This is a genomic window from Pseudomonas sp. GW821-FHT02H09, assembly GCF_059421425.1.
Genome location: NZ_JBWKVA010000004.1, coordinates 209,136 through 235,501 on the forward strand (window position 1 = coordinate 209,136; position 26,366 = coordinate 235,501).

The window sequence follows — 26,366 nt, forward strand, 5'->3', positions numbered from 1 at the left end:
CTGTTCGGCGAGCCTCAGCGCCGCTGTCGTGGCCCAGTTTCAAGCCCCATTTTTAGTCGAGTTGAACATGAGCGGACTTCAAGGTTTTCGTATTTCGCCGCAACAGGCATCTGTGTACCCGCACATCAACGGCACGACCGAACACCCGTTCAGTTGCCATTTGCAGTGGTCGTTGTCCCGTCCGGTGGACGCAATTTCGCTGAACAGCCGTCTGCTGGCACTGATGGCCGACAGTGAAATCCTGCGCACGCGCCTGACGCCGGTGCCGGGTCTGCGGCACCCGGTGCAGGTGATTCACAACACTTGTGCACTGGCCGTGACCGTACAGGATTTGCGTCGGCACAGCCCCACGGATCAGGACGCTGCACTGGCCAGCCTCGCTGCGCTGGCCCGCGACTGGGCAAACCCGCTGTCCGTGACGTTGGTGCAACTGTCGGATGAACAATCGGTACTGGACCTGGCCGCCGCCAGCAGCCACTTCGACCTCGCCAGCCTGAAACTGCTGGCTGCTGCGCTGTTGCAAGACGCTCAACCGGACCTGTCCGAAGCCCTGCAATACGCCGATTACGCTGAGTGGCGCTGGAGCCTGACGGAAGACGAGCCGGACCATCCGGGCGTGAGCTTCTGGAAACCATTAAGCGAAACCGAACAGCCGGCCTTGCAGCTGTCGCTTGAATCCACCAGCGGCAAAGTGTTTGCGCCGGCGCACCTGGAGATCGCAGTGCCCGCCGATCTCGCCCGCCATCCGTCCCTGACCTCAAACCTGATGCTGACAGCCTGGGCCGCAGTACTCGGACGACTCGCCGGCCAGCAGCAAGTCCCGATCACACTGATCCACGAAAGCCGTGGCCCGGAACTTGAAAACGCGCTGGGTTTGTTCGAGCAGTGCCTGCCGGTGCGCATCGATCTGCAGGCCCAGGCGACCCTGCTGGAGCAAAGCCAACACGTCGGCGCCATGATCGAGCGGACGGTTGGTTGGCAGGACTATTACACCCAGGACCTGACTGGCGGTTACGCCTTCGCCTGGCGTTCGGGCGATACCTGGGAGCGTTATGCCAGCGCGGTGATGAGCCCGGTAAAGGCCTGTCTGGATGTTCGTCAATTGCCCGACAGGTTGCACGCTCAGGTGGTTTACGACCGCCACACGTTAAGCAGCGAAGCGGCGGCCTGCCTCGCCGAACAATGGCTACAGCTGCTGCTGGGCGCGCTGGCCGAACCGCAGCAAGCCTGGGCTCATCTGCCACTGAACGGGCCGCTTCAAGCACAAATTATCGGTGCCCAACCGAACTTGTCATCGATCGAACCGGTGACCCTGGTCGAGCTGATTGCCCGTCAGGTTCAGCAACAGCCGAATGCCATCGCGCTCAGCGACAAGGACGGCGACCTGAGCTACGCCCGGCTCGATGCCTGCGCAACGCATCTGGCCCATCAACTGGTGGCGGCCGGCATCGGTCCGGGCGTGCCCGTCGGCATTCTGTTCGCCCGCAGCAACGCAGCCATCGTCGCCATGCTCGCGGTGTTGAAGGCCGGTGGCGCTTACGTGCCGGTTGATCCGACCTACCCGGCGGATCGCCGTGCCTACATGCTCGCCGACAGTGCCATTGCGCACATCGTGGTCAGCGCCGAATTGGCTGACAGCGTGCCCGCCAGTCTGCAACGCTTTGTGCTTGACGATCTGACAACTGTAAAAAACAGTGACCTGCCGCCACTGCCCATGCCCGGTGCGGACGACCTGGCGTATCTGATTTACACCTCTGGCTCCACCGGCGCACCGAAAGCCGTGGAAATCAGCCACGGCGCACTCAGTTTATCGACCCAAGTGCGCATGGCCGCCTATGAGGCGCCGGTGCGCGCTTACCTGCTGCTGTCATCGTTTGCCTTTGACAGCTCGGTCGCCGGGATTTTCTGGACCCTGGCCCAGGGCGGCCGTCTGGTGCTGCCAGCCACAGGCGAAGAACTGGAGATGGCCCGTCTGGCGCAGTTGATTGCCCAGCATCGGGTCAGCCACGGTCTGTCGCTGCCGTCGCTGTATCAGGCTTTGCTCGATCAATTGCAACGCGATGGCGGTGCCAACAGCCTTGAGTGCTGGATTGTCGCTGGTGAAGCCTGCCCGCCTTCATTGATCGCCCAGCACAGCAAGACCTTGCCGCAAGCCCGGTTGGTGAACGAATACGGCCCCACCGAAGCCACGGTCTGGGCCACCTATGAAGTGCTGGACCCGAGCCGCGCCTTGACCATTGGCCGTCCGATTGCAGGCATGGACCTGCGGGTGCTGAACGAACACGGCGTCACCAGCAGCATCGGTGAACCGGGCGAAATCGTCCTCGCCGGCCCGACCCTGGCGCGCGGTTACCGCAACAAACCCGAAGAAACCGCCAAGGCCTTTGTCACCCTGGCCGACGGTACCCGCGCCTACCGCACGGGCGACTTGGCCTGCTGGCTGGCGGACGGACGCCTGGCGTTCCTCGGGCGCAAGGACCATCAGGTCAAATTACGCGGCTACCGCATCGAACTCGGGGAAATCGAGCGTCAACTGTGCAGCCATAGCGATGTGCGCGAAGCCGCGGTGATCGTGCAAGAGCACGCCGCCGGCAAACGTCTGCTGGCCTACATTTTGGCGGCGCATGGCTATGCGCCGGACTCGGAAGCGATCAAGCGTTTTCTCGGTGAACGCCTGCCGTCGTACATGGTGCCGACCCGAGTGCTGACCCTGCCGACCTTCCCGCGCACGCCCAATGGCAAGCTCGACACCCGCCAGTTGCCCGACCCGGACCAGTTCGACGAAGACGCCCACGTGGCACCGCGCAATGCGATGGAAACCACCCTGCAAGCCATCGTCGCCAAGGTCTTGAAGCTGTCGACCGTGAGCGTCACCGAGAACTTCTTCGCCATCGGCGGCGACTCGATTCTCAGCCTGCAAGTGGTGGCCCAGGCCCATGAGCAAGGCATTGCGCTCTCGGCCAAGCATGTCTTCGAGCGCCAGACCATCGCGGCCATGGCCGAAGTCGCACAGCCGCTGGCCGCTGACACCGTCGAGCCGCTTGCCGATAGCGTCGAGTTCAGCGCTTCGGGCCTGTCCGATGACGAAATGCAGGCGCTGATGGCCGAGCTGAGCGAGGCCGACCTGTGACCGGTTTCCCTCGCCGCCGTGCCATCACCGTCGCCCCTTTTTTTGCAGGACGCTTTCAATGACCACCGAAAAAAACACTGCCAATCCGATAGAAGACATCTACCCGCTGTCGCCGTTGCAGCAGGGGATGCTGTTCCATTCCCTGCTGCATGAAGACTCCGGCGTTTACCTGATGCAGGATCGCTACCGCATCGGCGGTGCCATTGATGAAGTGGCATTCCTTGAATCCTGGCGCCAGGTGGTGGCGCTGCACCCGTCGCTGCGCGCCAGTTTCCAGTGGAAAACCCAAAAACAACCGGTGCAGGTGATCCATCGCGAGGTCAAGGTGCCGCTGGACACCCTCGACCTGCGCGGACTCGCCCCGCACGAACAGGAAGCGCGGATCCGCACGTTGCTTGCGGACGAACAGAAAGTCGGTTTCAACCTGTCGAAGCCGCCGCTGATCCGCTTCCGCCTGGTGCGACTGGCCGATGAGTCCTACGAATTCATTCGCAGCTTCCACCACATCCTGATGGATGCCTGGTGCATTTCCCTGGTGACCGTGGACTTCCTCAAAGTCTACGAAGCACTGTGCAATGAGCGCGCGCCTGAACTCAAGAGCCCGCGCCCGTTCCGTGATTACATCCAATGGCTGCAACGTCAGGATGCAGGCAAGGCCGAGCAGTTCTGGCGTGGCCAGTTGCAGGGCCTGAATGCGCCCACACCGCTGACCGTGGACAACGGCGTGACTCGCGACCGTTACACCGACGCGGTGCTGGTGGACGATCAGCTGATTCACCTGACCGAGCAGGAAACCCAGGCATTGGCAGCGTTCTGCCGTAGCCACCGGATCACCCCGAACACCTTCTTCCAAGGTGTCTGGTCGCTGTTGCTGTCACGCTATAGCGGCCAACGCGACGTGCTGTTCGGCGTCACCGTCGCCGGTCGTCCGGCGGAGCTGACCGGCGTGGCAGAGATGATCGGCCTGTTCATCAACACCCTGCCGCTGCGGGTGTCGGTGGACCCCGACGCGTCGCTCGGCAGTTGGCTGAACGCGCTGCAAGGGCTGAACGTCGACATGCGCGACTTTGAGCACACACCCCTGACCGACATTCAGGGCTGGAGCGATTTCCCCCGGGGTGAAACCCTGTTCGACAGCATCCTGGTATTCGAAAACGCCCCGATCGACGAGCAGATTCTGGAAGGCGGTTTCCAGTTCAGCCTCGAAGGTATGGACCACAGCGTGCACACCCACTATGGATTGACCGTAGTGATCCTGCCCGGCGAGCAGTTGGGCATTCGTGTGTCTTACGATCGCGAGCGTTTCGAGGCGTCGACCGTGCAGCGCTTGCTTGGTCACATCGCCAGCCTGGTGCGCAGCATGCTCGCCGCACCGGATGCGTCGCTGGGCAGTTTCGAACTGCTGGCCGCTGATGAGCGTCAGCAACTGTTGAGCGACTGGGCCGTCAATCCCCACGACTTCCCGCTGGATCATAGTTACGCCGAACTGTTTGCCGCCCAGGTCGCCCAACGCGGCGGGCAGATTGCTGCGATCTGCGACGGTGAATCCCTGACCTACGCCGAGCTGGATCAGCGCGCCACGCGCCTGGCGCATGCCTTGCGCGAGGCCGGTGCCGTTGAAGATCAACTGGTCGCGCTGGTGGCCCCGCGTGGTCTGGCGCTGTTGACCATGATGATTGCCGTGTTCAAGACCGGCGCAGCTATGTTGCCCCTTGAAGTCAATCACCCGCCCGAGCGCCTGCGGGAAATCCTCAGCCTGTCCCGCGCACCGTTGCTGGTGGCCAGCGAAGAGTGCAGCGCTCTGGTCGACCAGTTGCTCAGCGGTCTCGATCAGGCACCAGACGCCCTGCTCGCCGAAGCCTGCTGGAAGTCCGCCAACGATGCGCCGCTGCCGTTGCTCGGCGGCCCGGACAGCCTGGCCTACGTGCTGTTCACCTCGGGCTCGACCGGTACGCCCAAAGGCGTGATGATCGAACAACGCGGCATGCTCAATAACATCTTCGGCAAAGTGCCGGCCCTGGGGCTGAACGCCGAAGACCGAATTCCACAGACCGCTTCGGTGGCCTTCGACATTTCCGTGTGGCAGTTCCTCGCCGCGCCAGTACTGGGCGCCACGCTGCACATCCTGCCGGACGACGTGGCGCACGACCCACAACGCCTTCTGCAAGTCATCGCCAGCGACCGCCTCAGCGTGCTGGAAATTGTCCCGAGCCTGATGCGCACGCTGCTTGCGCTGTGCCCGTGTGACCTGCAACTGCCCGATCTGCGCTGGGTGCTGCCCACCGGTGAAGCGCTGCCGCCGACCGTGGCCCGGGACTGGTTTGCGCGTTTCCCCGACATCGCACTGATGAACGCCTACGGTCCGGCCGAATGTGCCGACGACGTGGCCTTCCAGCCGATTTTCGAAGCGCCGGACGCTAATGTCAGCCATATGCCCATCGGCCAGCCGACCGCCAACAACCGCTTGTACGTGCTGGACGAAGCGCTGCGGCCGGTGCCGATTGGCGTTGCCGGGGAAATCTGTGTCGGTGGCGTCGGCGTCGGCCGCGGCTACCTGCACGATCCGCAACGCACCGCTGACGCATTCATCGACCACCCGCAGCTTGAAGGTCGCGTGTACCGCACCGGTGACCTCGGGCGCTGGCGTGCCGATGGGGTGATCGAATACCTCGGCCGCCGCGACCAGCAAGTGAAACTGCGCGGTCACCGGATCGAACTGACCGAAATCGAACACCGTCTGGCCCAGCACCCGAACGTGCGCGAAGCCGCCGTGCTGCTGCGCGAAAACAGCGTTGGCGAAGCCTGGCTGGTGGCCTACTGGTCGGCCCATGACGATACTTTGGGCAACGACGGGCTAACCGAACACCTGCGCGCACAACTGCCGCCGTACATGGTGCCGGCCGCGTTCGTGTGCCTGGAGCGTTTGCCGCTGAACAACAACGGCAAGGTCGACCGCAAGGCCCTGGCCGCCCAGGAACTGAACTGGCAGGCCGATACCCAGGAAAGCATTGCGCCACGCAACGAGCTGGAAGCTGCCGTGGCGAAGATCTGGGCTGAGGTTCTGGGTCGCGACACCGTAGGCGTGGAAGACAACTTCTTCACCCTCGGCGGCCACTCGCTGCTGGCCACCCAGATCGTCGCGCGCCTGCGCACCCATTTCAAACTCGACCTGCCGTTGCGGGTGCTGTTCGAACAACCGACCGTGGCGCTGCTGGCTGTCGCCATCGCCGTGCGCCAGGCTGACGCTGCAGCGCCGCAAGCCGCCGCGATCAGTGCGCCTAAAGCCCAGGTGCGCCCGGCGCTACTGCCGCTGTCGTTCTCGCAACAACGCCTGTGGTTCATCGAGCAACTGACGCCCGGCACGACGCTGTTCAACATCCCGTTTGCCCTGCATCTCAAAGGTGAACTCAACGTCGAAGCGCTGCACGCCAGCCTGAATGATTTGCTGGTGCGTCATGAAATCCTGCGCACCGGCATCCGCAGCACTGATGGCGTGCCCAGCCAGCACATCAGCGAATCGTTGAACATTGCATTGCCGTTCGATGACTTGTCGGGCCTGGGCGCCACTGCTCGCGAAGGTGCGCAGTTCAATGCCCTGCAAGAAACCTTTGAGCAGCCGTTCGACCTGACCTCGCCGCCGTTGCTGCGTGCACGACTGCTACGTGTTGCACCGGGTGAACATGTGCTGGGCATCGCCCTGCATCACCTGGTCTCGGACGCGTGGTCGGCGACCATCGCCCTGCGCGAACTGGCGCTCGGTTATGAAGCCCGTTGCAACGGTGCGCCCGCCGAACTCCCGGCCCTGGCGGTGCAATACGCCGATTTTGCCCTGTGGCAGCGCGAACACCTGCAAGGCGCCGAACTCAAGCGCCAACTTGATTACTGGACCACCACGCTGGATCGTCGCAACAGCGAAGGCAGTCCGCTGCTGGCCTTGCCCACCGACTATCCGCGGCCTTCGGTGCAAACCTACCGCGCCGGCATTGTGCAGCGTGAACTCAGTGCCGACCTCAGTGGCCGGGTGCAAGCCTTTGCCAGTCGCCTGGGCACCACACCGTTCACCGTGTTGTTCACCGGGTTCACCGTGCTGATGCACCGCTTGAGTGGCGACGCCACCGTGTTGATCGGCACCCCGGTCACCCACCGTGAACAACCGGGCACCGAAGGTTTGCTCGGCATTTTGCTGAACAACCTGGCCATCCGTGCCGACTTTGAGCCGCAAGCGGATTTCACCACGCTGGTCGGCCAGGTGGCCCAGCGTCTGCGCGAGGGTTTGCAGCATCAGGATCTGCCGTTCGAGCAACTGGTGGACAGCCTGCAACTGCCGCGCAGCCTCAGTCATGCGCCGCTGTATCAAGTGATGGTCGCCCAGCAGCTGGCCATGGAATCGCGGTTGCGCTTCCCGGGGCTGGAATTCGAAGCCCTCGACACCCCGCTCAAACAGTCCGAATGCGATCTGGACCTGCACGTGCTGTGCCCGGCCAATACGCCGATTCAGCTGGAGCTGATGTTCGCCCTGGATCTGTTCGCCGCCGACAGCGCCCGCCAAACCCTCGCCCGCCTGGAACACTTGCTTGAGCAAATGCTCGCCGAGCCGCAACGCCCGGTGGCCGCCCTGCCGCTGTTGATGGCAGCGGAATGGCAGCGCACCGTGGTCGAGTGGAACCGTACCGAGATGGAGGTGCCGCAACACCTGACCTTCGCCCAACTGTTTGAGCAGCAGGCCGAGCGCACCCCGGAGCGTGACGCGCTGTGCTTCGAAGGCCGCAGCCTGAGCTACGGCGAACTGAACCGTCGGGCCAATCAGGTCGCGCATTACCTACGCAGTCAAGGCGTGGTCGCCAATCGCCCGGTGGCGCTGTGTGTCGAGCGCTCGCTGGAGTTGTTGATCGGTTTGCTGGGCATTCTCAAAGCGGGTGGCGCCTACGTGCCGCTGGACCCGACCTACCCGGTGGATCGTCTGGCGTACATGCTCGAAGACGCGCAACCTGCGTTGTTCCTCGGCCAGCAGGGCTTACTGGAGCAGCTGGGTGCCGAACTGCCGCGCTTGCGCCTGGACAGCGACGCGGCACTGTTCGCCGATCAGCCGGACAACAACCTCACGCCACTGGCCGGTCCCGATGACCTGGCCTACATCATGTACACCTCCGGCTCGACCGGTAAGCCCAAGGGCACATTGGTCACCAACGGTTCGGTGGTCAACCTGGCCTGGGCGCGCATCCATGGCCTGTATCGGCGCTACACCGATCAACCGATGCGCAGCAGTTTCAACTATTCGTTTGCCTTCGACAGTTCGGTGGCCGAGCTCATCTTGCTGCTCGACGGCCATAGCCTGTACCTGACCCCGGAAGACGTGCGCTACGACCCCGAGGCACTGGCGCAGTTTTTCCGCGAAACCCACCTGGACGCTTTCGAATGCACCCCGGCGCAGCTCAAGGTCTTGCTCGAAAGCGACGGCGTGCGCCGGGGCGAGGTTTACCTGCCGCGCTTCGTGCTGTTCGGTGGCGACGCGGTGGATGCGCAGCTCTGGCAGCGCCTGCCATCGATTGCCGGCAGCCGCTTCTTCAACACTTACGGCCCCACCGAATGCACCGTCGATGCGACCGGGTGCGCCGTCGATGACTACCCGCAGCGTCCGATCATCGGGCGGCCGATTGCCAACGTGCGCACTTACGTGCTCGATGCCTTTCTCAATCCGATGCCGGTCGGCGTTCCGGGTGAACTGCACATCGGTGGTGCCGGCGTGACCCTGGGCTACCTCAACCGCGCCGAACAGACCGCGAAGGTGTTCATCGAAGACCCGTTCTCGCCGCTGGCGGGTGCGCGGATGTACAAGTCCGGCGACCTGGTGCGCTGGCTGCCCGACGGTCAGCTCGAATACCTGGGGCGCATGGACCATCAGGTGAAAATCCGTGGTTTCCGTGTCGAGCTGGGTGAAATCGAAGCCTTGATCGGCGCCCAACCGGGTGTCCGTCAGGCGGTGGTGCTGGCCCGAGAAGACCTGCCCGGCGACAAGCGTCTGGTGGCTTACGTCACCTGCGACCAGCAGGCCAACATCAACGCCTGGCGCAAAACCATCGGCGCCGCCCTGCCCGACTACATGGTGCCGTCAGCGTTCGTGCTGCTCGATGAATTGCCGCTGACCGACAACGGCAAACTCAACCGCAAGGCCCTGCCAGCGCCGGACATCCAGGCTGAACCGGATGCGCAGGACCCGCCGCGCACCGTCGCCGAACAGCAACTCGCCGCCCTGTGGTCCGAGCTGCTGAACGTGCCGCTGACCCAGATTGGTCGCGACAGTCATTTCTTCTACCTCGGCGGTCATTCGCTGCTGGCGGCGGTGCTGTTTGCCCGTCTGCGCCAACAGTTCGCCACGGTTCCGTCACTACGTGCAGTGTTCGAACACCCAACCCTCGACGCGCTGGCCGACCTGTTGGGTGAGCCGCTGCATGCGCCAGCGGCGACCTTCATCCCGGTGGCACGTCCCGCCCGTTTGCCGTTGTCGTTCGAACAGCAACGCTTGTGGTTCCTCGAGCAATTGAGCGCCGGCGGTGGCGAATACAACGTGGTCAGCGCCGTGCAGTTCGACGGTGAGCTGAACACCCAGGCCTTGCAGTCGTCCCTGAACAGCGTGGTTCAACGCCACGAAATCCTGCGCAGCCGGATCGTGCGCGATACCGCTGGCGAGTTGGCGCTGATCATCGAAACCGACGCCCACCTCACCTTGCGCGTGGCCGCGCTGGACGCGCCCACCGACGATACCTGGCAACAGCTGACCTTTGATGCCATCCACGCCGAAACCGGACACCGTTTCGACCTTGCCACCCAAGTGCCGATCCGCGCCACGCTGATACAGCGCAGCGGTCGCGCCCAGGCGTTGCTGTTGCTGACCGTGCACCACTGCGCCACCGACGATGCATCCAGCCAGAATCTGCTGGATGAACTCGCGCAGTTCTACGCCGCTCAATGCCTAGGCACCGTCGCCGCACTGCCGAATCTGGCGCTGCAATACCCGGATTACGCGCTCTGGCAGCGCGAATCAGGGCAGCAGGCATTGTTCCGTGGTCAACTCGAGTACTGGCGCACGCAACTGGAAGACGGCAATTACCTGTTGGACCTGCCCACCGAACAGGGGCGGCCAAACCAGCTCGACCCGGTTGCCGGTGCGGTACAACTGCAACTGCCGCCAGAACTGGTGGGACGCTTGCGGCAGTTCGCCCAGCAACGCGGCGCCACCCTGTACATGCTGATGCTCAGTGCAGCGCAACTGCTGTTGGGACGCTATGCCAACCAGCGCGACGTACGGGTCGGCAGTCCGGTCGGCCAGCGTCCGCTGGCCGAACTGCAGCCGCTGATCGGTTGCTTCGTCAACACCCTGGTGATGCGCGCCGACCTCGACCCGGCGCTGGATTTCGAAGGTTTGCTGAGCCAGGTACGCAACCGCGTGCTGGATGCCCAGCAGCATCAGGACGTGCCGTTCGATCAGCTGGTTGAGCACCTGGCGCCAGAACGCAGCCTCGGCCAGACGCCGCTGTTCCAGGTGTTGTTCGTGATGCAGAACGCCGACACTTCGGCCAGCCACTGGCCGCAATTGCAGGTGCGCGAACGCGCGGTGACCGCTCAGGCCACCAAGTACGACTTGAACTGGGAAGTGCATGACGGCGAGGTGTTGTCGGTATTGCTCGAATACCGCGCCGCACTGTTCAGCGAAACCACGGCCCGAGGTTGGCTGGCGCAATGGCAACAATTGCTCGAAACCATGCTCGATGCACCACAGACTCGCCTCGGCGACTGGTCACCGTTGACGGTGCCGGAACGTCAACGGCAACTGTTCGAGTGGAACGCTACCGAACATCATTACAGCGGCCCGAGCAACCTGCACACCGCCCTGACCCAACAAGCGGCGCTGAGCCCCAACGCTCCGGCACTGGTGTTCGAAGGCCAACGCCTGAGTTACGCCGAGCTCGATCAGCGCGCGCAAACCGTCGCCCGGGCTTTGCGCGCTGCCGGTATTGGCTGCGGCGCCATCGTCCCGGTGTGCATGCAGCGCTCGGTGGAAATGGTCGTGGCCCTGCTCGGCATCGTGCATGCCGGTGCGGCGTGGTTGCCGCTGGATCCGGAACTGCCGGCTGCGCGTCTGGCGTTCCTGATTGCCGACGCTGACGCCCAGGTCAGCTTGACCCAACCACAATGGCTGGCGCGTCTGCCGGCCGGGCACAACGCCTGGACGCTGGATGCCTTGCCAAAGGCTGAAGTCGGCGAGCCGATCAGCGTCAGCGCCAACGACCTGGCCTACGTGCTCTACACCTCCGGTTCCACCGGCCAACCGAAAGGCGTGATGAACGAACACGGCGCCTTGATGAACCGTCTGCACTGGATGCAGGACGCCTTCCCGATTGGCCCGAACGACCGCGTCTTGCAGAAAACCCCGTACAGTTTCGACGTGTCGGTGTGGGAGTTCTTCTGGCCGCTGATCACTGGCGCCACCTTGGTGGTGGCTCGTCCGGACGGTCATCGCGATCCGGCGTACCTCAGCCAATTGATCCAGCAGGAACAGGTCACCACCCTGCACTTCGAACCGTCGATGCTGCGCGCCTTTGTCGAAGAGCCGAGCCTGACCGACTGCCGCAGCCTGCGTCAGGTGTTTGCCAGCGGCGAAGCGCTGCCGGTGGATCTGGTGCGGCGTTTCATGAGCCAACACCCGGCCGCGCTGGTCAACCTGTATGGCCCGACCGAAGCGGCGATCGACGTCTCGGTATGGCGTTGCTCGGTGGACGACCTGGTCGTGCCGATCGGCCAACCGATCGCCAACCTGCGGTTGTACATTCTCGACGAGGCGATGCAGCCACTGCCGATCGGCAGCATCGGCGAGCTGTACATCGGCGGGGTCGGCGTCGCTCGGGGTTACCTGAAGCGGCCGGACCTGACAGAGGAACGCTTCCTCGCCAGCCCGTTCATCGACGGTGATCGCCTGTACCGCACCGGCGACCGTTGCCGCTTCCTCGCCGATGGCAACATCGAATACCTGGGGCGTCTCGACCATCAGGTGAAACTGCGTGGCCAACGAATCGAACTGGGGGAAATCGACGCTGAATTGCTGGCACAGACCGGCGTTCGCGATGCCGCCACGCTGTTGCTTGATCAGCGTCTGGTGAGCTTCTGGTGTGGTGACGCCGAAGAAGCTGCACTGCGCGCGGCATTGAGCGACAGCCTGCCTTCGCACATGCTCCCAAGCCTTTTGGTGCAACTCGACAGCCTGCCACTCAACAGCAACGGCAAGCTCGACCGCAAAGCGCTGGCCGCCATGGCATTGCCTGAAACGAAAAGTGACCAGCCACGCACAGCACCGCGCAACGCCACTGAAACAGTGCTCTGCGAGTTGTTCAGCGAACTGCTGGAATGCCCGTCGGTGGGAATCGACGATCACTTCTTCCACCTCGGTGGCCACTCCTTGCTGGCCACCCGGCTGGTCGCCCGGGTCCGTGAACGCCTCGGCGCCACCCTGCCGCTGGCGCTGGTATTTGCCCAACCAACGGTGGCGGCGCTTGCCGGTCATCTGCGCGCGGCGATGCCGGGCGAACTGATCACCGCACAGCCGCGTCCGGCACAACTGCCACTCGGTCTGGCTCAGCAACGGTTCTGGATGCTCAGCCGCCTGGTGCCGGATTCCCGCGAGTACCACATGCCGTTCGCCCTGACCTTGCGTGGCGAGCTTCAGGTTCAGGCCTTGCGTGAGGCGTTCGAGCAGGTCAGCGAGCGCCACCTGGTGCTACGTAGCCGCATTGTCGAAGTCCAGGGCGAGCCGCAGTTGTTGATCGACGATCACGGCCCGGCGCTCGCGGTCACTTCGGTCGCCACACAAGACTGGGCGGCGGCGTGCGCCGTTGCTCAGAACGAGCTGATGGCACCGTTCAACCTGGCTGCCGCCGCACCTTGGCGCGCGCAACTGTTGCAACGTCAAGGCAGCGACGAAAGCCTGTTGCTGGTGTGCCTGCACCATAGCGCTACCGACGGTTGGGCCATGCAATTGCTGATCGACGAACTGGCCCAGGCCTACAGCGCCGGCCTGAACGGGCAGTCGCCCGTCTGGGCGGCGCTGGACGTCGACTATGTCGATTTCGCCCTGTGGCAGCAGCACCCGGACACCCAGGCTCGGCGCAACGACAGCCTGGATTACTGGAAAAACCACCTCGGCCAGGACGACTACCAACTCGACCTGCCGCTTGACCATCCACGCGGTGTCGAAGCGGAACGTCGCGCCCAACAACTGACTGTCAGCCTCGGCGCCCAGCGAGCCGAGGCGATCCGCCAGTTCGCCCGTCAACGCGGCACCACCACCTATGTCGTGCTGGCCACTGCCCTGACTGCCCTGCTCGCCCGCTACAGCGGTCAGCGTGATATTCGCCTTGGCACCCCGGCCGATCAACGTGATCAGCCACAAACCCAGGCGCTGCTGGCGTGCCTGGTAAACACCTTGGTGATTCGCGGTGAAGTCGACCAACAGGCCCCGGCCGAGCAGTTGCTCGCCAGCGTTGAAGCAGACCTGCGCGCAGCTCAGGCCCATGCCGACCTGCCGTTCGCCACCTTGGTCGGCGCCGTGGCCCAACGCCGCGACCTTAACCGCACGCCGCTGTTCCAGGTGATGTTCTCCCTCAACCACGGCCGCATGGACAGCAGCCAATGGCCGGGGCTGAACATCGAAGAGCAGACGCTGCCGGTGATCGATGCCAAGTTCGAACAGAGCTGGGAAGTCCAGGACGACGGCAGCGACATGAGCCTCGCGCTGGAATACCAGGCGGCGCTGTATGACGAGTCGACGATGCAGCGCTGGAGCGCGCAATGGTGTGCCCTGCTGGACGCTCTGGTGGCGACGCCGGAGCTGGCGCTGGTTGAACTGTTCCCGCAACAACAGGATCAGCAGCAACTGGATCGCTGGAACGCTACCGAACGTCATTACAGCGGCCCGAGCAACCTGCACACCGCCCTGACCCAACAAGCGGCGCTGAGCCCCAACGCTCCGGCACTGGTGTTCGAAGGCCAACGCCTGAGTTACGCCGAGCTCGATCAGCGCGCGCAAACCGTCGCCCGGGCTTTGCGCGCTGCCGGTATTGGCTGCGGCGCCATCGTCCCGGTGTGCATGCAGCGCTCGGTGGAAATGGTCGTGGCCCTGCTCGGCATCGTGCATGCCGGTGCGGCGTGGTTGCCGCTGGATCCGGAACTGCCGGCTGCGCGTCTGGCGTTCCTGATTGCCGACGCTGACGCCCAGGTCAGCTTGACCCAACCACAATGGCTGGCGCGTCTGCCGGCCGGGCACAACGCCTGGACGCTGGATGCCTTGCCAAAGGCTGAAGTCGGCGAGCCGATCAGCGTCAGCGCCAACGACCTGGCCTACGTGCTCTACACCTCCGGTTCCACCGGCCAACCGAAAGGCGTGATGAACGAACACGGCGCCTTGATGAACCGTCTGCACTGGATGCAGGACGCCTTCCCGATTGGCCCGAACGACCGCGTCTTGCAGAAAACCCCGTACAGTTTCGACGTGTCGGTGTGGGAGTTCTTCTGGCCGCTGATCACTGGCGCCACCTTGGTGGTGGCTCGTCCGGACGGTCATCGCGATCCGGCGTACCTCAGCCAATTGATCCAGCAGGAACTGGTCTCCACCCTGCACTTCGTACCGTCGATGCTGCGCGCCTTTGTCGAAGAGCCGAGCCTGACCGACTGCCGCAGCCTGCGTCAGGTGTTTGCCAGCGGCGAAGCGCTGCCGGTGGATCTGGTGCGGCGTTTCATGAGCCAACACCCGGCCGCGCTGGTCAACCTGTATGGCCCGACCGAAGCGGCGATCGACGTCTCGGTATGGCGTTGCTCGGTGGACGACCTGGTCGTGCCGATCGGCCAACCGATCGCCAACCTGCGGTTGTACATTCTCGACGAGGCGATGCAGCCACTGCCGATCGGCAGCATCGGCGAGCTGTACATCGGCGGGGTCGGCGTCGCTCGGGGTTACCTGAAGCGGCCGGACCTGACAGAGGAACGCTTCCTCGCCAGCCCGTTCATCGACGGTGATCGCCTGTACCGCACCGGCGACCGTTGCCGCTTCCTCGCCGATGGCAACATCGAATACCTGGGGCGTCTCGACCATCAGGTGAAACTGCGTGGCCAACGAATCGAACTGGGGGAAATCGATGCAGCGCTGCTGAACCAGCCTGCAATCACCGGCGCCTGCACCCTGGTGATCGACAACCGCTTGGTGGCGTTCTACAGCAGCAGCGCTGCGCAGTCGGCGCTGGGCGCCCTACTCAGCGCCGAGCTGCCGGCGTACATGGTGCCAGCGGTATGGGTCGAAGTACCGGCCCTACCCCTGACACCCAACGGCAAGATCGACCGCAAGGCCTTGGCCGCCCTGCCATTGCCACAGACTCAGGAAGATTACGCCGCACCGCGCAATGAACTGGAAACCCTGCTCTGCCAGTTGTTCGGCGAACTGCTCGGCGAAGCCTTGACCGGTGGTCGCGAGGTCGGTACCTCGGACAGTTTCTTCGCCCTCGGCGGTGATTCGATTCTCGGTTTGAAGCTGATCTCGCGGCTGCGTGAGCAAGGCTACTCGCTCACGCCAAAAGACCTGTTCCGCTCGCCGACCCCGGCGGCATTGGCTCAGGTGGCCAGCCCGCTGCTGACCCTGGCCGAACAAGGCGACGTGACCGGTCCGATGCCGTTGATGCCGTTGCATCAGTGGTTCTTCGACCAACAACAGCCGCAGGCCGCGCACTGGAACCAGTCGGTGTTGGCCGACAGCGACCGTCGTCTGCAGCCGGACCTCGTGCAGGCAACGCTGGACCGACTGGTCGCCCATCACGACGCCTTGCGCCTGCGCTTCACCGAGGTTGACGGGCAATGGCAAGCACACCTCGCCCCCGTTGCACCCGCGCAATTGACGTGCTGCGAGCATTTGGAGCAACTGGAAAGCATCGCGCAAAACCTGGACCTGCAACACGGCCCACTGTTCGCGGCGGCCTTGCTGGAGGGCGAACCGCAACGCCTGTATCTGGTCGCGCATCACCTGGTCGTCGACGCGGTGTCGTGGACGCCGTTGCTGGAAGATTTCCAGCAGCTGTATCAAGGGCTGGAACGTGGCGAGAAGCCGAGTCTGCCGGCGAAAACCACGTCCTACCGGCAATGGGCCGAGCACCTGCACGCCCATGCGGCCACGGTCGGTACCGAACAGCGCTACTGGAACGCCCAGACCACCGCGAACATCCCGCCGGTGGCCACAGTCGCCGAGCGGCAGACGTTGTCGGCTCGCTGGGATGCCACCCGCACCCACCAATGGCTGACCGAGTCCCAGGCCGCGTACCGCACGCAACCGGAAGAACTGCTGATTGCCGCCCTCGCCGCCACCCTGGCGGAAGCCGAAAGCCGCGCCGACATCGTGGTGGATCTGGAGCGCCATGGCCGCGATGCGCCGTTCGAAGGCCTGGATGTCAGCCGCACCGTCGGTTGGTTCACCACCCTGTTCCCGTTGCGCGTGAACGCAAGCGGCCCCCCCGGTGATCGGGTGCGCAACGCCAAGGAAGCCTTGCGCGCCGTGCCGGGTCAGGGCCTTGGCCATGGGCTGCTGCGTCAACGCGGCGAGTTGCCGCCGGGCCGTGGCGATGTGCTGTTCAACTACCTGGGGCATGAGCAAACGCCGCAGGGTTGGTTGCGCGCCAGCACCCTGACCCCGCCGCCGGAAGTGGCGTTGGCCAACCGGGTGACCCATGACCGTGAAGTGGTGGCCTGGCTGGAAGATGGCGTACTGCGTGTCGAATGGCACAGCGTCACCCCGGCCGCTGACAGCCGCTTGCCTGGCCGTCTGCTGGAGTACTTGCAAGCGCTGGTCGAGCATTGCCTCGACCCGCAGGCCGGGACGCTGATGCCGTCGGACTTCCCGCTGGCCAAAGGCATGAACCAGGCGACCCTCGACACCCTGCTCAAACGCCTGGGGCCGAAGAAGTGAGCCCCGTCATTGCCCTGAATTTGACTTCGGAGTGCGCCGACCGCGGCGCACGTGCCTCTACGTTTTTCTGGATTGAACACTGCTGCCATGCATGACCAAATCGAAAACATCTATTCGCTAACGCCACTGCAAAAAGGCCTGCTGTACCACGAGGCCTATGCGCCCGAGTCGCGGGTCTACTACCAGCAAATGAGCATCGGCCTGGCCGGTGAGCTCGACCTCGACGCGTTCCGTCAGGCCTGGCTGGCCCTGATGCAACGCCACGCGGTATTGCGCACGGCGTTTCTCTGGGAAGAGCTGGACGACGCCTATCAAGTCATCCTCAAGGAAGTCGATCTGCCGCTGCGCGAAGTCGATTTGCGCGGCAACCCGCCAGGGCTGGCAGCCCTGGCGGCGGAAGATCACGCTCAGGCCTTCGAGCTGGGTGCCGCTCCGCTGATGCGTTTGACCCTGGCGCGGCTGGACGATCAAAACGGCCAGGCCCACTGGTCGTTGTTGTGGACCCACCATCACTTGCTGCTCGACGGCTGGAGCGTCGGCTCGCTGCTGGCGGACTGGCGCGACCTGTATCGCGCGGCACGTCGAGGGCAGCACGCGGCGCTGGAAACGGTGCGCCCGTTCCAGGATTACGTGGCCTACCTCAGCGAACGCCCATCCGCCGATGAGTTCTGGCGCAGCCGCCTGGCGGACTTCGCCAACACCACCCGCGTGCCCGAGTCTGACCCGCGCGGCCTGCTCGCCGACCCGGTGGAGGCGCACCTGCCCTGCACCGAACATCTGCGTGTGCTGGATGCGGCAACGACTGCACGCCTGAGCGGTTTCGCCCGCGACAACAACCTGACCGTCAACACCCTGCTGCAAGCGGCTTACGCTTACCTGCTGGGCCGCCACAACGGTAGCGACGAGGCCTTGATCGGTGTCACCGTGGCCGGGCGTCCGCAGCGGCTGAGCGGCGTCGAGCGCATGGTCGGTCTGTTCATCAACACCTTGCCATTACGGGTGCGCTGGGACGATGCACCGACCGTTGGCCAATGGCTGGCGGGCATCCAGGACTGGAACGCCGAAATGCGCGAGCACGAACACACACCGCTGGCCAGTCTGCGGGCGTTGACCGCGCTGCCGCCCGGTGGCGAGTTGTTCGAAGCGATCATGGTGTTTGAAAACTTCCCGTTCCCCCGGGAGCTGGATCAGATCGACGATGGCCTCGTCGGACTGCCGGACGCCGACCACACCGCGCCTTCGCGCCACACCGGCGGGCGCAACAACTATCCGATGTCACTGATCGCATCGATGGAAGGCGACAGCTTGCAGCTGCATCTGGTGCATCAGCGCAAACGCTTGTCCGATGCTGCCGGTGCCCGCCTGCTGGAGCAATTGGTGGTGCTGCTCGAAGAACTGAGCCGCGACGCCAATCGACCGCTGGCCGAGGTGCCGCTGTGCCAGGCGCAAGAACTGAGCCTGACTTGGACCTGGGGCAACGGCGCGCCCCTCGAATTGCCTGATGCTCCGCTGCATGAACTGATCGCTGCCCAGGCTCGCCGCCATCCCGAACGTGAAGCCGTCCGCGACACCCATGGCGTCTTGAGCTACGGCGAACTGCTTGAAGCCTCGAGCGGACTGGCCAGCGCCTTGCGCCAGCGCGGCCTGCAACAGGGTGATCGCGTAGCGCTGGCCCTGCCCCGCTGCAACGACACAGTGGTCTCACTGCTGGCGGTGATGCAGGCCGGCGCTTGCTTCCTGCCGCTGGACCTGGGCCAACCAGCCTCGCGCCTGAGTGCGCTGATGGCCAGTGCCGACGTGGACTTCATCATCGGCTCGCCGGCCTTCGACACCGCCGCGGCGCAGGTGATCGACGCCTCGGCCCGCGCCACCGGCATCGACCTGCCCGCAGTGGATCAACAGGCCTGCGCCTATGTGATTTACACCTCCGGCTCCACCGGTACGCCCAAAGGCGTACGCCTGTCCCACCGCGCCATCGTCGCCTATATCACGGGCATTCTCGCCGAGTTGGGTTGCGCCGAGGCGGAACAACCGTGGCGCCACGCGCTGCTCTCGACCCTGGCGGCGGACCTCGGTTACACCCAGTTGTTCGGTGCGCTGGTCAGCGGTGGCAGCCTGTTGCTGGTGGACGACGACACCCGCGCCGACCCGAGCGCCCTGGCACAGTGTTTTGCCGAGTTCACACCGGATCTGGTCAAGCTCACGCCCAACCACTTGCACGGTTTGCTCGCCGCTCACCCCGACGCAAACTTGCTGCCACGTCGCGCTTTGTTGCTCGGTGGCGAAGCGCTGCAAGGTACGTTGCTCGACGCGATCCGAGGGCTTAGTCCGCAACTGGCGGTCTACAACCACTACGGCCCGACCGAAAGCGCCGTGGGCATTTGCCTGTCGCGCATCGACCAGCCACTGGCCGGCGTACAACCGCTGGGCCATCCGCAACCGAACCGCCAACTGCGGGTACTCGACAGCCACGGTCACGCCGTGCCGGTCGGTGTGCCAGGTGAACTGTGGGTCGGCGGCGAAGGCTTGGCCATGGACTATCTGGGCGATCCGGCGCAAACCGCCGCTCGCTTCACGGCCGTTGCCGACCTGCCCCGCGCCTACCGTACCGGCGACCGAGTGCGTTGGCTGGAATCCGGTGAACTGGCGTTCCTCGGGCGCGTCGACAACCAGATCAAACTGCGTGGCTACCGCATTGAGCTGGGCGAAGTCGAAGCGCAAATCAAACGCCTGTCGAGCAACATTCAGCAAGTGCTGGTCCGTGTTGTGCAACCGGCCAACGAGACACCGCGGCTGATCGCCTGGCTGGTGGCCAGCACCTCGATGTCCACCGAAAAACTGCGTTATGACCTGGCCCTGCGCGTACCGGATTACATGGTGCCGGCGGACTTCATCGCGCTGGATGCGATCCCGCTGAACGCCAATGGCAAAGCGGACATCGCTCGCCTGCCATTGCCCGACGCCCCGACCAGCCAGGACACCTACGAAGCCCCGCGCGATGCGGTGGAAATCGCTTTCGCCGAGATCTGGCAGGATGTGTTGCGAGTTGAGCGCGTCGGCATTCATGACAACTTTTTTACCTTGGGCGGCGATTCGATTCTAAACCTGCAAATCATCGCGCGCGCCCACCAGCGCGGAATGAAGCTGACGCCCAAGCAGTTGTTCGAAAACCGCACCATTGCCGAGATTTCTGCGGTGATCAGTCAAGGCGCGAACTACAGCCGGGACACCAGCAGTGTTGCACGCAATGTTCCGCTGACCGCGGGCCAACACGCCCGCCTCGAAGCCGGCCCGTTAGCGGCAGACTGGCGCTGTGTGGCGTTGAATGCGCCGATCAGCCTGGAGGTGCTGAACCGCGCGATATTGGCCCTGCAACAGCAACACCGTGCGCTGCAACTGGGACTGACCCAAGAGGCGGACGGCCGCTGGGCGCAAAGCCTGCCGAGCATGCCGAAACCGGTCAGCGCCAGTTGTCAGCCACTGAACGTTGATGACTCGAACGCACTGGCCGAGCTGGCCGAAACCACCCTGGCCACGCTGGACCACGTGGCAGGCGAAGGCTGGCACGCCTGCCTGTCGGCGCAGGGCGACGCCGTGCTGTTGGTTACCCACGCCCTGCGTCTGGATGCCAGTTCCTGGGCTTTGCTGATGACCGACCTGGCGCTGGCTGTGGCTCAAGCGCAATACGATCGTGCGATCGAATTGCCGCGTCACGGCGGTAATCTGGATGAATGGGCCGAACACCAAAACCGCTGCGCCCGCGATGAAGACGGTCTGGAATCGGCCTGGGAATACTGGCTGCAATACGCCGGTGAAACCCTGCCATCAACCACGCAGGACAACGTGGCGACTGAAAGCCGCGTGCAGATCTCGGCGCCACTCAGCGCTCGTCTGAAACTGCTGCAACGCCGCAGTCACGCACCGTGGGCATCGCTGGTGGCCACCGCCGTCGCTACAGAATTGGCGCAGCAAAGTGCCGAACAAGACGTCTGGCTGACCCTGGATCGCGGTCGTTGCGAGCGTGCCCGTTTGCCGCTCACCAGTCCCTTGAGCCGCACCGACTTCGACCCGGCCACAGTGATTGGCGTGCTGAGCCACGCCGTTCCCCTGCGTCTGAGCGTGACACCCACCGGCAACGCCGCGCAGTTACTTGGCCAGATCGACGCGCAACTGGCCGCCGCCCCACACACCGGTGACGACTACGGCGTGCTGCGTTACCTGGCCGACAACGACTACTTGCGCGAACCGCTGCTGAGCCTGCCGCAGCCAACCGTGCATATTGTCATGGCCGGCGAATGGCAGGCCCCTGAAGGGCCGTTGGGCGAGGTTATCGCCACCAGCGCGCCAGTCGATGCCACCGGGCTGACCCTGTCCGTCAGCCTGCAACACGGTCAACTGCAAATCGATTGCCGTGGCCCAGGCGCCGAACACTGGGCCGAGGCGCTTGCTCGGCGTCTGGCCCTGCTCGCTGCCGACGCCGAGCAAGCGATCCCGGGCGTCCATGCCTTCCCGTTGTGCCGCGCCGCCGGCCACGACCTCACAGCCTTGGGTGTAAACTTCGACTGGGCCGGCATCGACGACTTGCTGCCCCTGTCGCCCATGCAAGAAGGCATGCTGTTGCACACGCTGCTGCGTCCCAACAGCGGCATCTACCTGATGCAACAACGTTATCGCTGGGACGGCGAACTGGACCGCAGCGCCATCGAATACGCCTGGGCCCGGCAACTGGCCCGGCACCCGATGCTGCGCACCGGCTTCTGGTGGCAGGACGGCAAGGCTGCGCTGCAATGTGTCTACCACGACACCGACCCGGCATTCGCCTGGTACGACTGGCGTCACCTCGACGAAGCGACCCGCCAGCGCCAACTGGGTGCCGTGCTGGACGCCGAATGCCGGCACGGTTTCGACATGCGTCGCCCGCCGCTGACCTTCCTTCGGGTATTCCAGGTGGCCGATCAGGAGTTCCTGATCGTGCGCAGCTTTCATCACATCCTGACTGACGCCTGGTGCTTCGGTCTGTTGATGGCTGACCTGTTCGCCCACTACCAGGCACGCGTATTGGGCCAGCCTGTGGCGCGTCCGTTGCTGCCGCCGTTCAGCAACTACATCCATTGGTTGCAATGCCAGGATACGTCCATCACTGAACAATTCTGGACCCGCGAACTGGCCGGTTTCAGCGCACCGACGCCGTTGGTGGTGGATCGTCCGGCAGTGACCGAGCAAGCGGTCGAAGCGGTGGCCAACCTGGACGTCACCCTGTCGATTGCCGACACCCGTGCATTGACCGCGTTGTGCCAACAGCATCAGCTCACGCCCAACACCTGGATTCAGGGCGCCTGGGCCTTGCTGTTGTCCCGTTACAGCGGCAGCGACGACGTGCTGTTCGGCGTCACGGTGTCGGGACGTCCGACGGAGTTGCCGGGCGTGGAAGACATCGTCGGGCTGTTCATCAACAGCCTGCCGTTGCGGGTCAAGGTCGACGATTCGCAAACCGTGGTGCCGTGGCTACAAGCGCTGTTCGCGCACAACTTCGAGTTGCGCGCCTACGAACATGCGCCGCTGGTGGACATCCAGCGCTGGAGTGAAATCGAGCACGGTCGCTCGCTGTTCGACAGCCTGGTGGTGTTCGAAAACGCGCCGTTCGACGCCGGCCTGTCGGACCGCCAGGTCGACTTCAACGTCGACATCTACGAAGACCGCGTGCACACCAACTACCCGATGACCGTGGTGCTCTACCCCGGCGATCGCCTGGGCATTCGCCTGACCTACGACGCCGCACGTTTTGACACCGATACCGTGCAACGCATGCTCGGCCACCTGCGTCAGTTGCTGACGCAAATGGTTGCGCAGCCTGACGCGCCACTGGCAACGCTGTCGCTGCTGACGCCGGAAGAACGCCAGACACTGTTGGTGGACTGGAACCGCAGTGAACTCGACTTCCCGCTGGATCAAACCTACGCCGAGCTGTTCGCCCGGCAAGTGGCGCAGCATCCGCAGCGCATCGCTGCCGTGTGTGGTGCCAACAGCCTGAGCTACGCCGAACTGGATCAGCGCTCGAATCGTCTCGCTCGTGCGCTGATCGAAACCGGCGCCGGTCGTGACACGCTGGTGGCCTTGGCCGCCGAACGCGGGTTGCCATTGCTGAGCATGATGATCGCCGTACTCAAGGCAGGCGCGGCCTACTTGCCGCTGGACATCAAGCATCCACCACAGCGCCTGAGCGAAATTCTCGAACTGTCTGGCGCGACAATTCTGATGACCAGCGAAAGTGCCGACTCGGTTATCGACCCGGCACTGGCCTCCAGCTCCGCGACCCCGAGTCACCTGCGCACCGAAGCCCTGTGGCTGGCGGGCGATGCAACGCCACTTAACGTGGCGGGCAGCCCTGATGATCTGGCCTATGTGATCTTCACCTCAGGCTCCACCGGCACGCCGAAAGGTGCCATGGTCGAACAACGGGGCATGCTCAACAACATCTTTGGCAAGGTGCCGACGCTGGGCCTGTCGAGCGCGGACCGAATTGCCCAGACCGCCTCCCCGGCATTCGACATTTCGGTCTGGCAGTTCCTCGCCGCACCGATCCTCGGCGCCACCGTGCACATCCTGCCGGACGTGATTGCCCACGACCCCGAACGCCTGCTGCAAGCGCTGGAGAACCAACAACTGTCGGTGCTCGAAGCCGTGCCGACGATGATCCGCGCCCTGCTCGACCTCGCCCGCACCGACACGCAACTGTTGGCGCTGCGCTGGTTACTGCCGACCGGCGAAGCCCTGCCTCCGGCGCTGGCCCAGGCCTGGCTGAGCCGCTTTGCCCATGTGCCGCTGATGAATGCCTATGGCCCGGCGGAGTGCTCGGATGACGTGGCGTTCCACCCGCTGACTTCTGTGCCTGAAGAAGGCGGCACTGCCATGCCGATTGGCCGGCCGACCGCCAACAATCATCTGTACCTGGTGGACGCCGCGTTGCGGCCCGTGCCAGTGGGTGTACCGGGGGAAATCTGCGTCGGCGGTGTCGGCGTCGGTCGCGGCTATCTCAACGATCCGCAGAAAACCCGAGCCGCGTTTGTCGCGCATCCGTTTGAACCCGGTGCGCGTTTCTACCGCACCGGTGACCTGGGACGCTGGCGTGCGGACGGGGTGATCGAGTTCCTCGGTCGCCGCGATCAGCAGGTGAAAATCCGTGGCCACCGGATCGAACTGGGTGAAATCGAAGATCACCTCGGTCGTCATCCTGCCGTGCAAGCGGTAGTGGTAATCGTCAATGCCGACCTTCGAGGCGACTTGCAACTGGTCGCGTACTGGACCGGCGACGACACGCCGGTGGCGGTGCTGCGCGAATGGCTGGCCCAACGTCTGCCGTCGTACATGGTGCCGGCGCATTGGCAAAAACTGGAAGCACTGCCGCAGAACGCCAACGGCAAGGTCGACCGCAAACTGCTGACCGCACGTGCGCTGGACAGTAGCGACCTGAGCGAACAACGACTGCTGAGCAGCGACACCGAGCAGCAACTGGGTGCAATCTGGGCACAGATTCTCAACGTGTCGGCGATTGGTGCCGACGACAATTTCTTCGCCCTCGGCGGACACTCGCTACTGGCGACGCTGGTGGTCTCGCGGATTCGCAGCCAGCTCGCCGTGGACCTGCCGTTGCGTGCGGTGTTCGATCACCCGGTGCTGGAAAACCTCGCACGCGCCATCGACAGCGCTCGCTTGCAGGGGGCGCCTTTGGCCCTGCCGGCGATCACCGTGGCAGACCGTTCGCAACCGCTGCCGTTGTCGTTTGCCCAACAGCGGTTGTGGTTCCTTGAGCAACTGAACCCTGGCTCCAGCGGTTTCAACATTCCGTTCGCTCTGACCTTGACCGGGGCGCCGAATGTCGAAGCCTTGCGCCTGGCGTTCGAACAACTGATCGCCCGCCATGAAGTGTTGCGCAGCACCGTGCACAGCGATCATGGCGAACCGTGGCAGCGGATCGAAGTGGCGCAGGCGTTTGCCTTGCCGGTCACCGACCTGCAACATGTCCTGGCGCACGAACAGGAGCCGGCCATCCAGGCGCAATTGGCCGAGGTCTTCGGCCAACCGTTCGACCTGACGCAGGCGCCATTGATTCGGGCGCGGTTGCTGAAACTGGACGCGCAGACTCATGTGCTGGCCATCGCCATGCACCACATTGCGGTGGACGCCTGGTCGATTGCACAACTGGTGGACCAACTGGCCACGGACTACATCGGTTTCGGCACCGCCGCTCCTTGCATAGCCACCCCGGCCCTGCAATACGCCGACTTCGCCGTGTGGCAACGCACGCACCTGCCGGGTCCGGTCTGGCAACAACAACTGGCCTACTGGCGCCAGCAGTTGCAAGCCACCCCGGCGCCACTGTTGTTGCCGGGCGCCCAGCCCCGCGACCACGGCGGGTGCGCGCGTCATCGCAGTCGCCTGCCGGCGTCGCTGGCCCGGGCCATCGGCGAGTTGGCCACGGCTCGCGAGGCTTCGCCATTCATGGTGCTGCACAGTGCGCTGAACGTGTTGCTGCATCAGCAAACCGGGCGCGAAGACCTGCTGGTGGGCACCGACATCGCCAACCGTCATCAGCAACAAACCGAAGACATGGTCGGCTTCTTCGTCAACCAGTTGGTTCTGCGTTGCCGCGTCACGCCGCAGCGAACGTTCGATGAGTTGCTCCGAGATGCCCGCCGCGTCGCACTGGATGCCTTTGCCCATCAGGACTTGCCGTTCGACGCCCTGGTGGCCGATTTGCTGCCGCAGCGGGACGCACGTCACACGCCGTTCTTCCAGGTCAAACTGGTGGTACAGAACACCCGTCAGCAGGACCTGCATCTGCCGGGGCTGGCGATCAGCGAGCGAGAACTGGAACCTCAGGCCTCGGATGTGGACCTGCTGATCAACGTCGTGGATGACGGCGAAGGCCTGCTGGTGGTGTACGACTACGACACCGGGCGTTACGCCAGTGCCTACATCGAACTGCTCGACAGCCTGTTCGTCTGCCTGCTGGAGCAACTCGTCCTGAACGCCGACACCAGCGTCGCCCAGTTGCTGCTGCCTCTCAATCAACTGCAACAGACCCGCCGCGATCAGGCTCAAGCCGCGCTGCGTGAAGCCGGCAGCGCGCGTCAGAGCACCCTGGGCCAGGCCCGTCGCCGCAGTGTCGTGAAGGATGCCGAACAATGATTGCCTTCGGCCCGTCGACCCTAGCACTCATGTCCCACTTTTTTGTACAGGTCT

Annotated in this window: 3 protein-coding genes; all 3 read left to right on the forward strand. The window is 64.2% G+C overall.

Features of this window, described 5'->3' with window-relative positions:
* The first annotated feature begins 67 nt into the window (after positions 1-67).
* The 3 genes from AC07VR_RS07270 to AC07VR_RS07280 all read left to right on the forward strand — a co-directional run bounded on the left by AC07VR_RS07270 (position 68) and on the right by AC07VR_RS07280 (position 26,312).
* Positions 68-3,130 carry a non-ribosomal peptide synthetase gene (locus AC07VR_RS07270; protein ID WP_495010855.1) on the forward strand — a complete coding sequence of 1,021 codons (3,063 nt, stop codon included), beginning with the start codon at positions 68-70 and terminating at the stop codon, positions 3,128-3,130.
* A gap of 58 nt (positions 3,131-3,188) precedes the next feature.
* Complete coding sequence (locus AC07VR_RS07275) at positions 3,189-17,123, forward strand: non-ribosomal peptide synthase/polyketide synthase (protein ID WP_495010856.1); 13,935 nt, start codon at positions 3,189-3,191, stop codon at positions 17,121-17,123.
* 87 nt (positions 17,124-17,210) lie between these two features.
* Positions 17,211-26,312 carry an amino acid adenylation domain-containing protein gene (locus AC07VR_RS07280; protein ID WP_495010857.1) on the forward strand — a complete coding sequence of 3,034 codons (9,102 nt, stop codon included), beginning with the start codon at positions 17,211-17,213 and terminating at the stop codon, positions 26,310-26,312.
* Positions 26,313-26,366: the final 54 nt, after the last annotated feature.